The sequence below is a fragment of the Cupriavidus sp. R6-3 genome, from assembly GCF_059772245.1.
In genome coordinates this window covers 1-13,474 of record NZ_JCBAJO010000134.1, presented here as the reverse complement: position 1 = coordinate 13,474, position 13,474 = coordinate 1, and the positions used below count along the sequence as shown (strand labels likewise).

At 69.2% G+C, this 13,474-nt stretch carries 13 protein-coding genes; 10 read left to right on the top strand and 3 right to left on the bottom strand.

Features of this window, described 5'->3' with window-relative positions; all coding sequences use genetic code 11:
• The 4 genes from AC6EI8_RS18035 to AC6EI8_RS18020 all read left to right on the top strand — a co-directional run.
• Positions 1 to 329: DUF3426 domain-containing protein (locus AC6EI8_RS18035; RefSeq protein ID WP_498382536.1), on the top strand; the 329-nt coding region annotated here is incomplete at its 5' end.
• A 118-nt stretch (positions 330 to 447) separates the two neighbouring features.
• Positions 448 to 948 (top strand): thiol peroxidase, encoded by a 501-nt coding sequence (tpx, locus tag AC6EI8_RS18030; protein WP_149316610.1) that lies wholly within the window; start codon positions 448 to 450, stop codon positions 946 to 948.
• A gap of 92 nt (positions 949 to 1,040) precedes the next feature.
• Positions 1,041 to 1,988: a carbohydrate kinase family protein gene (locus AC6EI8_RS18025; RefSeq protein WP_150082137.1), complete on the top strand. Its 948-nt coding sequence runs from the start codon at positions 1,041 to 1,043 to the stop codon at positions 1,986 to 1,988.
• Between the two features lie 20 nt (positions 1,989 to 2,008).
• On the top strand, positions 2,009 to 2,476 hold the full coding sequence (locus AC6EI8_RS18020) for an outer membrane lipoprotein (protein ID WP_053822532.1): 468 nt from the start codon (positions 2,009 to 2,011) through the stop codon (positions 2,474 to 2,476).
• A 342-nt stretch (positions 2,477 to 2,818) separates the two neighbouring features.
• On the opposite strand, the gene AC6EI8_RS18015 is transcribed toward AC6EI8_RS18020, so the two are convergent.
• Together AC6EI8_RS18015 and AC6EI8_RS18010 are read right to left on the bottom strand one after the other, a co-directional pair.
• Positions 2,819 to 3,535, bottom strand: a complete 717-nt coding sequence (locus tag AC6EI8_RS18015; RefSeq protein ID WP_187829090.1) for a histone H1-like DNA-binding protein — start codon at positions 3,533 to 3,535, stop codon at positions 2,819 to 2,821.
• A 475-nt stretch (positions 3,536 to 4,010) separates the two neighbouring features.
• Positions 4,011 to 4,673 carry a hypothetical protein gene (locus tag AC6EI8_RS18010; protein ID WP_265632854.1) on the bottom strand — a complete coding sequence of 221 codons (663 nt, stop codon included), beginning with the start codon at positions 4,671 to 4,673 and terminating at the stop codon, positions 4,011 to 4,013.
• Between the two features lie 302 nt (positions 4,674 to 4,975).
• Between AC6EI8_RS18010 and AC6EI8_RS18005 the strand changes: the two genes are divergently transcribed.
• From AC6EI8_RS18005 to AC6EI8_RS17985, 5 genes are all read left to right on the top strand, one after another.
• The gene (locus tag AC6EI8_RS18005; protein ID WP_226107124.1) at positions 4,976 to 6,277 is read left to right on the top strand and encodes an MFS transporter; all 1,302 of its coding nucleotides are present in this window, start codon (positions 4,976 to 4,978) and stop codon (positions 6,275 to 6,277) included.
• 5 nt (positions 6,278 to 6,282) lie between these two features.
• The gene (locus AC6EI8_RS18000; protein ID WP_149316605.1) at positions 6,283 to 7,527 is read left to right on the top strand and encodes a metal-dependent hydrolase family protein; all 1,245 of its coding nucleotides are present in this window, start codon (positions 6,283 to 6,285) and stop codon (positions 7,525 to 7,527) included.
• Between the two features lie 213 nt (positions 7,528 to 7,740).
• Positions 7,741 to 8,670 carry a LysR substrate-binding domain-containing protein gene (locus AC6EI8_RS17995; RefSeq protein WP_149316604.1) on the top strand — a complete coding sequence of 310 codons (930 nt, stop codon included), beginning with the start codon at positions 7,741 to 7,743 and terminating at the stop codon, positions 8,668 to 8,670.
• Positions 8,636 to 8,896 carry a hypothetical protein gene (locus tag AC6EI8_RS17990; RefSeq protein WP_498382537.1) on the top strand — a complete coding sequence of 87 codons (261 nt, stop codon included), beginning with the start codon at positions 8,636 to 8,638 and terminating at the stop codon, positions 8,894 to 8,896. The genes AC6EI8_RS17995 and AC6EI8_RS17990 overlap by 35 nt, the downstream gene beginning before the upstream one ends.
• A 12-nt stretch (positions 8,897 to 8,908) precedes the next feature.
• Positions 8,909 to 9,742 (top strand): aldo/keto reductase, encoded by an 834-nt coding sequence (locus AC6EI8_RS17985; protein ID WP_498382535.1) that lies wholly within the window; start codon positions 8,909 to 8,911, stop codon positions 9,740 to 9,742.
• 190 nt (positions 9,743 to 9,932) lie between these two features.
• Here the strand turns inward: AC6EI8_RS17985 and AC6EI8_RS17980 are convergent, their stop codons facing one another.
• A complete protein-coding gene (locus AC6EI8_RS17980; RefSeq protein WP_498382534.1) occupies positions 9,933 to 10,409 on the bottom strand; it encodes an Lrp/AsnC family transcriptional regulator in 477 nt (158 codons plus the stop codon).
• 265 nt (positions 10,410 to 10,674) lie between these two features.
• Here AC6EI8_RS17980 and AC6EI8_RS17975 point away from each other — a divergent pair.
• On the top strand, positions 10,675 to 13,474 hold a 2,800-nt coding region (locus tag AC6EI8_RS17975), incomplete at its 3' end, for an indolepyruvate ferredoxin oxidoreductase family protein (RefSeq protein ID WP_498382533.1).

The following is a 13,474-nucleotide window of genomic DNA, read 5'->3' as shown; positions in this document are numbered from 1 at the left end:
CGAAGCAGCTGTCCGCGCTGCGCATCGACGGCTCGCAACTGCAGATGCCCGATGCCGGCACCGAGGACTATCTGCTGACGATGACGCTGCGCAACGAGGGCCGCGCTGTGGTGGCGCTGCCGGCGATCGAGCTGGTGCTGACCGACGCGCAGGACCGCCCGCTGCAGCGGCGCGTGCTGATGCCGGCCGACTACCTCCCGGCGGACCACCGTGCGCGCGATCCGGATGGCGCCGCGGGCCTGCAGGCGGGCGCCGAGCTGCCCCTTCAGGTACGATTCCGGACTCGGCAGGCAGCGGACAACTACCGCGTGTCGGTGTTTTATCCCTGAGCATCCCGAATGCATCGCTGATGCATCGCCGAACACCCGAACCATCCTCGAATTCCCCGGGATGCGCCGCCGCGGCATCCGGCCGCGCGCGCCGCGTCCCCATCAACCAGGAGCGACCATGAGCACTGTGACCCTCGGCGGCAACCCGATCGAAGTCGGCGGCAAATTTCCCCAACCCGGTGACAAGGCCCCCGCATTCTCGCTGGTCGGCAAGGACCTGAAGGACGTGACGCTGGCCGACTTCGCCGGCAAGCGCAAGGTCCTCAATATCGTGCCGAGCCTGGACACGCCGGTGTGCCAGGCCTCCGCCCGCAAGTTCAACGAGAAGGCCAGCGCGCTGGCCGACACCGTGGTGCTGACCATCTCGGCCGACCTGCCGTTCGCGATGGGCCGCTTCTGCACCGCGGAAGGCCTGAGCAACGTGGTGCCGCTGTCGACGATGCGCGGCGCGCAGTTCAAGCACGACTACGGCGTCGACATCCAGAGCGGCCCGCTGGCCGGCGTGACGGCCCGCGCGGTGGTGGTGCTGGACCAGAACGACACGGTGACCTACAGCCAGCTGGTGCCGGAAATCAAGAACGAGCCGGACTATGACGCGGCGCTGGCAGCGTTGAAGTAAGCGACCGTGTTTCCCTCTCCCGCCCGCGGGAGAGGGAAAAAACAAGCAGCACCACCAGCGATCCACCAGAACCAAAACACCTTGGAGCATCCATGCCCAGCCTGATCTGCGGCTCCGTCGCCTACGACACCATCATGACGTTCGAAGGCAGGTTCCGCGAACACATCCTGCCGGACCAGATCCACATGCTCAATGTGTCCTTCCTGGTCCCCGGCATGCGCCGCGAGTTCGGCGGCTGCGCGGGCAATATCGCCTACAGCCTGAAGCTGCTCGGCGGCGAGCCGGTGGTGATGGCGACGGTCGGCGAGGATGCCGGCCCGTACCTGGACTACCTGCGCGAGCTCGGCATCGGCACCGAGCACATCCGCACGCTGCCCGGCACCTTCACCGCGCAGGCGATGATCACCACCGATCTGGAGAACAACCAGATCACCGCCTTCCATCCGGGCGCGATGAGCCAGTCGCAGCTGTCGCAGGTGCAGGACGCGCTCAAGGGCGAACGCGCGCCCCGGCTGGGCATCGTCGCGCCGGACAGCCGCGAAGGGATGCTGCACCACGCCCGGCAATTCGCCGAGGCCGGCATTCCGTTCATCTTCGACCTGGGCCAGGCGATGCCGCTGTTCGACGGCGAGGACCTGCGCCAGTTCGTCGAGCTGGCCAGCTACGTGACGGTCAACGATTACGAAGGCCAGGTGCTGCTGTCGCGCACCGGCTGGAGCAGCGCCGAGGTGGCGGCGCGCGTGCGCGCCTTCATCGTGACGCACGGCGAGCGCGGCGCCACCATTCACGCCGATGGCCGGCAGTACAATATTCCCGCGGTGCAGGCCGAACGGGTCGTCGATCCGACCGGCTGCGGCGACGCCTTCCGCGGCGGCCTGCTGTACGGCATCGAGGAAGGCCTCGACTGGGAAACTACCGGCCGGCTCGCGAGTCTGATGGGCGCGATCAAGATCGCGCACCAGGGGCCGCAGAACTACAAGGTCTCGCGCGAGCAGATCGGCCAGATGTTCGAGTCGGCCTTCGGCTACCGTTACGCGTAAACCCTTGCTGGGGAATCACCATGCAAACCCTTATCCGAACCTGCGGCGTCGCGCTCGTGGCGGCCGCCAGCCTCGTGGCCGGCTGCGCCACGCAATCGAACTCCGCCAGCATCTATACGCCGGGGCAGGCGCAGCGTGAACAGACGCTGCGCTACGGCGTGGTCGAGAGCGTGCGCGAGGTGATGATCCAGGGTCAGCAATCGGGCGTCGGCACGCTGGCGGGCGGCGCCATCGGCGGCATCGCGGCGGGCAGCTCGATCGGCAGCGGCAGCGGCTCGGTGGCGGCCGGCATCCTCGGCGCGGTGCTCGGCGGCATGGCGGGCAGCGCGATCGAGAACCGGGTCGACCAGCGGCGCGGGCTCGAGATCACGGTGCGCCTGGACAACGGCGAGATGCGTGCGATCACGCAGGACGCCGACGAGATCTTCCGTCCGGGCGAACGCGTGCGGCTGCTGTCCTCGGGCGGCGTCACGCGGGTCACGCACTGAGCGGCACGCACTGAGCGCCGCGTACTGAGCCGTACGCACTGAGCGGCGCGCTTCACCGGCCGTCGATCACGACGCCGCCTCCTTCGGGGGGCGGCGTTTTTGTTTGCGCGTGCGCCAGCGGCGCGATCCCGGAGAGCCGCTATGGCGTCGCGCTGCGTTCGGGCAGATCGCGGTGCGTTGGGACGAACCCCAAACAAAAAACCCGCCGCGGCTGTCGCCGGCGGCGGGTTGGCAGGACCACAGTCATGCCGGCCGGATACGGGGTATCCGGTCATCCGGGCACGCGAAGGTGCCCCGAGGATTCCCGCAGGAATCGAGCGCGCACAGGTCGCGCGTCAACGCTTACGGACGGCTGCCGGTCGGGAACGGCCAGGCGGCGGCCGGGCTCAGCGCGGTCTTGGCGGCCGGCGCGGGAGCCGAGGCGGGCGACGAGGCAGGGGCCGAGGCAGGCTGGGCAGCGGCCTTCTTGCCGGCAGCCTTCTTCGCCGGCGCCTTCTTCGCGGCAGCCTTCTTGGCCGGCGCGGCCTTCTTGGCGGTCGCCTTCTTCGCGGTGGTCTTCTTGGCCGCTGCCTTCTTGGCCGGTGCCGCCTTCTTCGCCGCTACCTTCTTGGTCGCGGCCTTCTTGGCGGGGGCCTTCTTCGCTGCTGCCTTTTTGGCCGGTGCCGCCTTCTTCGCCGCTACCTTCTTGGTCGCGACCTTCTTGGCGGGGGCCTTCTTCGCTGCTGCCTTCTTGGCCGGTGCCGCCTTCTTCGCCGCTACCTTCTTGGTCGCGACCTTCTTGGCGGGGGCCTTCTTCGCCGCGGCCTTCTTGGCCGGCGCGGCCTTCTTCGCGGCGACCTTCTTCACCGCGGTCTTCTTGGCCGGTGCGGCCTTCTTGGCGGCTGCCTTCTTGGCGGGCGCGGCCTTCTTGGCCGCAGGTTTCTTCTTCGCAGTCGTTGCCATGGATGACTCCTTCACTAGAGCGTGAATATCGAATGTCCAAAATTGGCGACCCGACCGACCCGAGGCGTTATTGCTTGCGAACCCCAGTCGAGCGAGCGATTCATCGGCGTGCCGCAATACGGCTGCCGCACGCTAATGAATTCCTTGGCAGGCGCTCCGCGCAGGGCGAAGCTTCCGTGGCGACGTGCAACGCGATGACCCGCGCGCAACGCTCGCCGCGTCCTGCAGTATTCGATCCGCTCGCGCGTCGTTGCCCGACGACACGCGGCTTCCAAGTAGGAGTATTCCGACGGCAGACCTGCATTCGCGATCATGGCCCGCGCCAGGCAGACGCCGTGTTGTTCGAGGTAGCGAACCCATCCCGTCAATGGGCCACAGGAGACTGTACGCGTTGTAAGAAGCCAGCCCGGTCTGGTCTGCGTCAAAGTTCTGTTGCTCCTCGGCTACCTGCATCACTGCATCGAAACGCGCCGCGGTTGTTGTTCGAGTTCTTCGCTTCGCGATGTCTTGCTTCATGCAATGAAGAGAGACTCTTGTCAAGGCGAATCATAATTCGTTTGGTCGGTGATGTTAAGAAAAAAGTTCCAAAAAATCACGCCATCGAATGCGCGCGCATTGCGATGACGAACACATCGATGCGATGACATGCGCGACGCGCTGTCGAGACACGCATCGCATGCCGCGACGACACGCTGCGAGCCCCTCGTCGTCGATCGCATCGCGGCCTCATCGATATGCCGACGATGCGGTGCGCGACCGCTGCGCGCGCACCTCGCGACGACGTTCGCGACGCCCCTTCGCCAACCCTCGCACGGGCGCAACGACGACACGAGGGAGAACCCGCATGCTTGCCGGAAAGCCGCATGTGACAAGGCTTTGCGGCATGCACTGAAGATCGTTCGCACGTGGCGCGGGCGCGTTGCTCGGCGTGCGCCGCGGCGTCATCGCAGCGCATCGCGGCACCGCTCGACACCGTCGCGGCGAGCCCAGCGACGAGCGCATCGACGGCGACGACAGACGTCGCGACATGGTGGCACGCATCGCGCATCGACATCGCCTCGCGCGTCGTCGCGCAGCGTGCACGCACGTCGATCGAGTGATGCGCCGACGCAACGCTTTGCCCTTCGCGAGCGCGATGTCGATGCCCCACCGACGCTCGATCGACGTTCGATCGATGACCGTCGAGGGCGATCGACCACGCGCTCGACCGCATCGTCGACGGTCTTCCGCGACCCTCGACGCTGACCGACGGCATCCACGACGCCCCTTCGATGGTCCTCGATCGCCATCGCCCTCCATCGCTCGCCATCGCTGGCCGGCGCCTGACTGTCGGACGATGGCGGACACCATCGCATGCCCCTGCGCATGCCCCTGCGCATGCCCCTACGCATGCGCCGACGCATGCCCCGATCCATGCGCCGACGGCATGCGGACATGCGCAGATTTCGTTACCGCCTGCGCGGGCCCAGCTTCTAACATCGGCCGTCGGGCCCGCTGCGCCTGCCGCGGACGGGCGCTGTCCATCTCAGAGGAGGAAACCATGCACAGGAGAACAACATGCAAGCGAGCGTAGCCCACGCCGACGCGCTGCCCGCCACTCACGCCAGGGAACGCCGCCGCGCCATCGTCGCGACGGTGATCGGCAACGGCCTCGAGTGGTTCGACTTCACGGTCTACAGCTTCTTCGCGGTCATCATCGCCCGGCTGTTCTTTCCGACCGGCAACGACCTGTCGTCGCTGTTGCTGGCGGTCGCCACCTTCGGCGTCGGCTTCTTCATGCGCCCGGTCGGCGGCATCGTGCTCGGCATCTATGCCGACCGTGTCGGCCGCAAGCAGGCGCTGTCGCTGACCATCCTGCTGATGGCGCTGGGCACCACCATCATCGGCATCGCCCCCACCTACGACCAGATCGGTGTCTTCGCGCCGCTGCTGATCGTGGTCGCGCGGCTGATGCAGGGCTTCTCCGCCGGCGGCGAGATGGGCGGCGCGACCGCCTTCCTGACCGAGTACGCGCCCGCCCGCCAGCGTGCCTTCTATTCGAGCTGGATCCAGGCCAGCATCGGCGTCGCGGTGCTGCTCGGCGCCGCGGTCGGTACCTTCGTCACCAGCGCGCTGAGCCGCGAGGCACTGAACAGCTGGGGCTGGCGCCTGCCCTTCCTGCTGGGCATCGTGATCGGTCCGGTCGGCTACTACATCCGCCATCACCTGGACGAGACGCCGACCTTCCGCGACAACGCCGAGCGCTCCGACTCGCCGCTGAAGGAGATCGTGCAGACCTACCCGCGCGAGACCACGGCGAGCTTCTCGATGGTGATCCTGTGGACGGTCTGCACCTACGTGCTGCTGTTCTATATGCCGACCTACTCGGTCAAAGTGCTCCAAGTGCCGCAGTCCACCGGCTTCATCGCGGGCATGGTCGGCGGCCTCGCGATCATGGTGTTCTCGCCCATCGTCGGCTGGCTCGCCGACCGCATCGGCCGGCGCGCGCTGCTGTCGGGCTCGGCGCTGCTGATCCTGCTGCTGGCCTATCCGATGTTCTTCTATATCAACCACGTGCCGGGCCTGGCGTCGCTGCTGGTGTTCCAGCTGGTGTTCGGCGTGCTGATCGCCGCGTACACCGGCCCGATCCTGGCGGCCTTCTCCGAACTGTTCCCGGCCAAGGTGCTGTCGACCGGCCTGTCGGTCGCCTACAACCTGGCGGTGACGATCTTCGGCGGCTTCGCCTCGTTCATCATCACCTGGCTGATCGCCAGCACCGGCAGCACCATGGCGCCCGCCTTCTACGTGATGATCGCCGCCGCCATCAGCTTCGTCGGCACGCGCTTCGTCCGCGAGCCGGCCTATCTGCAACGACACTGAGACTCATGACCAGAATCCTGCTTCAGGGCGGCAACGTCCTCGACCCGGCGCACGGCAGCCTGCTGCGCCGCCACGACGTCCTGATCGACGGCGAGCGCATCGCCGCGGTATCGGCCACGCCGCTCGACCTGCCAGACGCCCCCGACCTGCGGCGCATCGACGTCGCCGGCAAGACCGTGATGCCTGGGCTGATCGACTGCCACGTGCACGTGCTGGCCTCGCTCGCCAACCTCGGCCTGAACGCGACCCAGCCCAACGTGCTGGTGGCCATCCGCGCGCTGCCGATCATGCGCGCGATGCTCGAGCGCGGCTTCACCACGGTGCGCGACGCCGGTGGCGCCGACTGGGGCCTGTCGCAGGCGGTCGCCAGCGGCCTGATCCCGGGGCCGCGCATCTTCCCGTCGGGCAAGGCGCTGTCGCAGACCGGCGGCCACGGCGACTTCCGCCCGCGCGGCGACACGCTCGAGCCTTGCTCGTGCGCGTTCCGCGCCGGCGCGATCGCGCGCGTGGTCGACGGCGTCGACGCGGTGCGGCTGGCGGTGCGCGAGGAGATCCAGAAGGGCGCGACCCAGATCAAGATCATGGCCTCGGGCGGCGTCGCCTCGCCGACCGATCCGATCGCCAACACGCAGTACAGCGAGGCCGAGATCCGCGCCATCGTCGAGGAGGCCGAGGCCGCGCAGACCTATGTCGCGGCGCACGCCTACACGCCGCGCGCGATCGCCCGCGCGGTGCGTTGCGGCGTCCGTTCGATCGAGCACGGCAACCTGGTCGACCGCGCCACCGCCGAGGTGATGCGCGAGCATGGCGCCTTCGTGGTGCCGACCGTGATCACCTACGAGGCGCTGGCGCGCGACGGCGCGCGGCTGGGCCTGCCGGCCGAGTCGGTAGCCAAGATCGAGACCGTGCGCCAGGCCGGCCACGACTCGCTGCGCATCTACGCCGAGGCCGGCGTGCCGATGGCCTTCGGCTCCGACCTGCTCGGCGAGATGCACCAGTGCCAGAGCGAGGAGTTCCGCATCCGCGCCGACGCGCTCGGCAACCTGGAGGCGATCCGCTCGGCCACCTCGATCGCCGCCGCGCTGCTGCAGCGCGAGGGCGAGCTCGGCACGGTGCGCGCCGGCGCGCTGGCCGACCTGCTGGTGGTCGACGGCGACCCGCTGGCCGACATCGGCCTGCTGATGGGCCAGGGCGAACACCTGGCATTGGTGATGCAGGGCGGGCGGATCCATACACGCGCGGCGCAGTAGCGTCCACTGCGTCTGTCGCTCTGTAGTTCTCCTTCTCCCGGGGAGGGCCGGGGAGAGGGGGAGATGTGGCGCCCCATCGCATGGCGAGCGCGCTTGCCCTCTCCCCCAATCCCTCCCCCGCGAGCGGGAGAGGGGAGCCCCACGCGGGGCTGTCCCTTCATGCCCAACGTGGGCCCTCCACTATCATGGCGGCTTGACCGACCGGACGCCGCCATGCGCATTTCCCCGCTTCCTCCGCTGCCCTGCCTGATCGCCTTCGAGGCGGCGATGCGGCACGGCAGCTTCACGCGCGCCGCCGCCGAGCTGCATCTGACGCAGAGCGCGATCAGCCGGCAGGTCGCCCAGCTCGAACAATTCCTCGGCAAGAAACTGTTCGTGCGCGAGCCGCGCGCGCTGCGGCTGACCGTCAGCGGCCAGCGCTATGCCGAGGTGGTGCAGCGGCTGCTGGTCGGATGCGCCGAGGCGACCGAGGACGTGATGAAGCGCAAGGGACATACCGAGCTGTCGGTAGCCTGCTCGTCCGGCGTCGCGGTGCTGTGGCTGACGCCGCGGCTGGCGCGCTTTCGCGCCGCGCATCCGGACATCCACCTGCGCCTGGTCGTCAACGACAGCCTGGCCTCGATGTCAGGCGCCGAGTTCGATATCGGCCTCTATTACCTGCGCGAAGGTCCGCCGCCGGGCTTCGCGGCACGGCGCCTGTACGACGAGGAAGTGTTCCCGGTCTGCACGCCCGGCTACCTGCGCGGCCGGCATCTGGAACCCGCCGACCTGGTCGACGAGACGCTGCTTGTGCTCGAGGACGCCCAGCGCCAATGGATGTCATGGGAGACCTGGCTGGCGCAGAACGGCCTGCCCGATGCGCGCCCCAACCATCGCGTGGTGGCCAACCAGTATCCGATCCTGCTGCAGCTGGCGATCGAGGGCCACGGCATCGTGCTGGGCTGGCGGCATATGATCGATGCCTGCCTGCGCGACGGCCTGCTGGTGCGCGCAACCCAGGCGAGCGCGACCCTGGGCGGCGGCTACTACGCGGTCTGGCCGCGCGAGCGCGCCGAGCCGGCCGCGGCGCGTGCGTTCCGCCAATGGCTGGTGCAGCAGAGCGGCATCGATGGCCGCGCCGGCGAACGAAGCGCCGAGGGATAAAGTGTGGACGGATGAAGCGCCGACGAAGGCAGCGCCGATGGATGCGGCGCCGACCGATGCGCCCACGCCATCGGCATCCCGATCCCGATCCCCGATCCCGATCCCCATCCCCGATGCCGAATCCGATCCCGATCCCGATCCCGATCCCGATCCCGATCCCGATCCCGAACCTCGAACCTCGAACCTCGAACCTCGAACCTCGAACCTCGAATCCCCGAACACATAGGAGCGATGCGCCATGAAGCAAGTGCTGCTGCCCTGCGGTGAACGCGTGCCGGCCCTCGGCATGGGAACCTGGAATATCGGCGACGATCCCGCGCGCCGCGCCGAGGAGATCGCCACGCTGCGGCTCGGCCTGGACCTCGGCCTGCGGCTGATCGATACCGCCGAGATGTATGGCGAGGGGCTGTCGGAAGAACTGGTCGGCGAGGCGATCGCCGGCCGGCGCGACGAGGTGTTCCTGGTTACCAAGGTCTATCCGCACAACGCCGGACGGCGCGACGCGGTGGCGGCCTGCGAACGCAGCCTGCGCCGGCTCGGCACCGACCGCATCGACCTGTACCTGCTGCATTGGCGCGGCGGCGTGCCGCTGGCCGAGACCATGGAGGCCTTCCTCGCGCTGCAGCAGGCCGGCAAGATCCGCCACTTCGGCGTCAGCAATCTCGACCTCGACGATATGCGCGAGCTGTGGAAGGTACCGGGCGGCGACCGGGTCCAGACCAACCAGCTGCTGTACAACCTGGGCCGCCGCGGCATCGAATGGGATCTGCTGCCATGGCTGCGCGAGCGCGGCGTGCCGGTGATGGCCTATTCGCCGATCGAGCAGGCCCGGTTGCTGCGCCATGCCGGCCTGAAGAAATTTGCCGCGCGCCATGGCATCGCCCCGGCGCAGGCCGCGCTGGCCTGGCTGCTGGCGCGCGACGGCGTGATCGCGATCCCGAAGACGGGACGGCGCGACGCACTGCGCGAGAACGCCGCGGCGCTGTCGATCGCGCTCGACGCCGCGCAGCTGGCCGAGCTCGATGCCCTGTTTCCGCCGCCGCGCGGGCCGCGTCCCTTGGAGATGCTGTAGCACCGCGGGCGCGGACCGGGACGAGCGACCAAGGCACCGAGGCATGCGCGCAGCTCCGGCGCGCGACTCAGGAGCACCACTCAGGAGCACCACTCAGGCGCGCGACTCAGGCCCCGACTCAGGCCCCGACTCAGGCCCCGACTCAGGCCCCGACTCAGGCCCCGACTCAGGCCCCGACTCAGGCTCCAACTCAAGCGCCGATCGGCAGCGGCGCCCCGCTCTTGACCTCGCACAGCACGATGCTGGAACGGATGCCGGTCACACCCCGCAGCCGGAATATCACGTCGTGCAGGAAGGCGTCGTAGGCGCGGATATCCGGCGTCAGCACCTTCAGCAGATAGTCGGCCTGGCCGGTGGTGCGATAGCACTCGACGATCGCCGGGCAGCGGCGCACCGCGGCCTCGAATTCGTCGACCACGGTCTCGCTGTGGCGCGTCAGATTGATTTCGGCCAGCACGCAGTTCGACAGCCCGACCCGCTCGCGGTCGACCCACACCGTGTAGTTGCGGATCACCCCGCTCTCCTCCATCGCCTTGAGCCGCTTCCAGCAGGGGGTGACCGACAGGCCCACCGCGCCGGCCAGCTGCTGCAGCGACTGGCGCGCGTCGCGCTGCAGCTCGGCGAGGATGCGGCGCGAGTACTCGTCGAGAACCTCTTCGTTCTTCATATCGCCCGTTATCGAGATGGGTTTTCTCCAATCTAGGCCCTGGCGGCAAAATTGAGAAATCCATTTCTCCGATCGCGTGCCTAACATGGTCTTCAGGAGATGGGCCTGGAGACGGCCGGTACACCGGCGGCGCATCGCCCGCGCATCGCCCGCGCATCGCCCGTGCATCGCCCGTGCGTCAACGACAGCGCGCTGCCGGGACGCTGCCCGGACGCTGCTCGCAGGCCAAAGAAGAGGCTGGTCGGCAGGCCGTAAGGAGGCCGCAATGGAGACACGCACGCTGCGCACCGACTATCGACTGTCGGACAACCTGACCGCGCCCGCTGGCCAGGTGTTTCTGAGCGGCACGCAGGCGCTGGTCCGCCTGGTGCTCGAACAGGCGCGGCGCGACCACGCCGCCGGCCTGGGCACCGCCGGCTTCGTCAGCGGCTATCGCGGCTCGCCGCTCGGCATGGTCGACCAGGCGATGTGGAAGGCCGCGCCGCTGCTCGATGCCGCCGGCGTCCGCTTCCTGCCCGCGATCAACGAAGAGCTCGCCGCCACCGCGGTGCTCGGCACCCAGCAGGTCGAGGGCGATCCGCAACGCACCGTCGACGCGGTCTTCAGCCTCTGGTACGGCAAGGGCCCCGGCGTCGATCGCGCCGGCGACGCGCTCAAGCATGGCAACGCCTATGGCAGCTCGCCGCACGGCGGCGTGCTGGTGGTGGCCGGCGACGACCATGGCTGCGTGTCGTCGTCGATGTCGCACCAGAGCGATTTCGCGATGCAGGCCTGGTCGATGCCGGTGCTCGCCCCCGCCGATGTCGCCGAGTACCTGGAGTTCGGCCTCTACGGCTGGGCGCTGTCGCGCTACTCGGGCAACTGGGTCGGCTTCACCGCGCTGTCGGAGACCGTCGAGAGCGCGATGACGGTCGACCTCGACCAGGTCCATGCGCGCGTTGCCTGCTGGCAGGACGCGGAGGCGATACGCCGGGCCACCGGCCATATGCCGCCGCCCGACGGCCTGCACTACCGCTGGCCCGACCTGCCGTCGCCGCGCATCGAACAGCGGCTCGGCGCCAAGCTCGACGCGGTGCGCGCCTTCGCCCGCGTCAACAGCATCGACCGCATGGTGGTCGAGGCGGACGAAGCCCGCGCCGGCATCGTGACCTGCGGCAAGGCGCATCACGATCTGATGGAAGTGTTCCGGCGCCTGGGCATCTCGACGCAGGCGCTGGCCGACGCCGGCATCCGCGTCTACAAGCTCGGGCTCGCCTGTCCGGTCGAGCCGACCCGGCTGCTGGCCTTCGCGCGCGGCCTCGAAGAGATCCTGGTGGTCGAGGAAAAGGGCCCGCTGGTGGAGCGGCAGCTGCAGGCGCTGTTCTATAACGCGCCCGACGGCGTGCGCCCCGCGATCGCCGGCAAGCTCGGCATCGATGGCCGGCCGCTGTTGCCCGAGCGCGAGGAGATGCGGCCGTCGCGGCTGATGCAGCCGGTGGCCGACTGGCTCGCCCGCCTGAGCCGCGGCCTGGACCGGCGCGAACTGGTGCCGCAGTTCAGCGAGCACGCGCTGCTGTCCAACGCGGCCGATGGCATCCGCCGCCAGCCCTACTTCTGCCCCGGCTGTCCGCACAACACCTCAACCCGCGTACCGGAAGGCTCGCGCGCGCAGGCCGGCATCGGCTGCCACTTCATGGCCAGCTGGATGAACCGCGAGACCTCGGGGCTGATCCAGATGGGCGGCGAAGGGGTCGACTGGGTCGCGCACAGCCGCTTCACCGCGACGCCGCATGTGTTCCAGAACCTGGGCGACGGCACCTACTATCACTCGGGCTATCTGGCGATCCGCCAGGCGGTGGCCGCGCGCACCAACGTGACCTACAAGATCCTGAGCAACGACGCGGTGGCGATGACCGGCGGGCAGCCGGTCGACGGCCCGCTCGACGTCGAGGCGATCGCGCGCCAGGTCAGCGCCGAAGGGGTCGCGCGCGTCGCCGTGGTCAGCGATCGCATCGACGTGCATCGCGACCGCCGCGTCTGCTTTCCGGCGGGCACCACCTTCCATCCGCGCGAGTCGCTCGATGCGGTGCAGCGCGAACTGCGCGAGGTGCCGGGCGTGACCGTGCTGCTGTACGAGCAGACCTGCGCCGCGGAACTGCGCCGCCGCCGCAAGAGCGGCCGTGCGCCGCCGCCGGCGCGGCAGGTCTTCATCAACGAGGCGGTATGCGAGGGCTGCGGGGACTGCAGCGTGCAGTCCAACTGCCTGGCGGTGCAGCCGGTCGAGACCGCGCTGGGGCGCAAGCGCCAGATCGACCAGGCCAGCTGCAATCACGACGAGTCGTGCGTCAAGGGCTTCTGCCCGAGCTTTGTCACCGTCGAGGGCGCGACGCTGCGCCACCCGGTGGGCCACGAGCGCGCCGCCACGGCGCTGCGCGAGCAGGCTTCGGCGTTGCGCGAGCCGGCGCCCCGGCTCGGCCCCGGGCCCTTCGACATCCTGGTGGTCGGCGTCGGCGGCACCGGCGTGGTGACGGTCGGCGCGCTGATCGCGATGGCGGCGCACCTGGAGCGGCGCGTGGCCAGCGTGCTCGACTTCATGGGCTTCGCGCAGAAGGGCGGCGCGGTGCTGTCCTTCGTGCGGCTCGCGCAGAGCCGGCAGTGGCTGAACCAGGCGCGCATCGACGCGCAGCAGGCCGATGCGGTGCTGGCCTGCGACCTGGCGGTGGGCGCCTCGCCCGACGTGCTGCAGACGGTCGCGCCGCGGCGCACGCAGATCGTCGCCAATACCCATCCGACGCAGGTGGCCGAATTCCAGCGCAATCCGGATGCCGACCTGCATGCCGACGCGCTGCTCGCCAAGCTGCGCCACGCCACGAGTTCGGGCGGCATCGACACGCTGGACGCGCAGGCGCTCGCCACGGCCTTCCTCGGCGATACGGTGACGGCCAACATCGTGGTGCTCGGCTTTGCCTGGCAGAAGGGCCTGGTGCCGGTCTCGCTGGCGGCGCTGACACGGGCGATCGAGCTGAACGGCGTCGCGGTGGACGCCAACCTGGAAGCGCTGGCGCTGGGACGCCTGGCGGCCGGCG

Bases quoted from the DNA above. Each gene is read 5' to 3' on its own strand.
- AC6EI8_RS18010 (WP_265632854.1), bottom strand. From the start codon at position 4,673: ATGCCGTCGGTCAGCGTCGAGGGTCGCGGAAGACCGTCGACGATGCGG.
- AC6EI8_RS17985 (WP_498382535.1), top strand. From the start codon at position 8,909: ATGAAGCAAGTGCTGCTGCCCTGCGGTGAACGCGTGCCGGCCCTCGGC.
- AC6EI8_RS17990 (WP_498382537.1), top strand. From the start codon at position 8,636: ATGGCCGCGCCGGCGAACGAAGCGCCGAGGGATAAAGTGTGGACGGAT.
- AC6EI8_RS18000 (WP_149316605.1), top strand. From the start codon at position 6,283: ATGACCAGAATCCTGCTTCAGGGCGGCAACGTCCTCGACCCGGCGCAC.
- tpx (WP_149316610.1), top strand. From the start codon at position 448: ATGAGCACTGTGACCCTCGGCGGCAACCCGATCGAAGTCGGCGGCAAA.
- AC6EI8_RS18025 (WP_150082137.1), top strand. From the start codon at position 1,041: ATGCCCAGCCTGATCTGCGGCTCCGTCGCCTACGACACCATCATGACG.
- AC6EI8_RS18005 (WP_226107124.1), top strand. From the start codon at position 4,976: ATGCAAGCGAGCGTAGCCCACGCCGACGCGCTGCCCGCCACTCACGCC.
- AC6EI8_RS18020 (WP_053822532.1), top strand. From the start codon at position 2,009: ATGCAAACCCTTATCCGAACCTGCGGCGTCGCGCTCGTGGCGGCCGCC.
- AC6EI8_RS17980 (WP_498382534.1), bottom strand. From the start codon at position 10,409: ATGAAGAACGAAGAGGTTCTCGACGAGTACTCGCGCCGCATCCTCGCC.
- AC6EI8_RS17995 (WP_149316604.1), top strand. From the start codon at position 7,741: ATGCGCATTTCCCCGCTTCCTCCGCTGCCCTGCCTGATCGCCTTCGAG.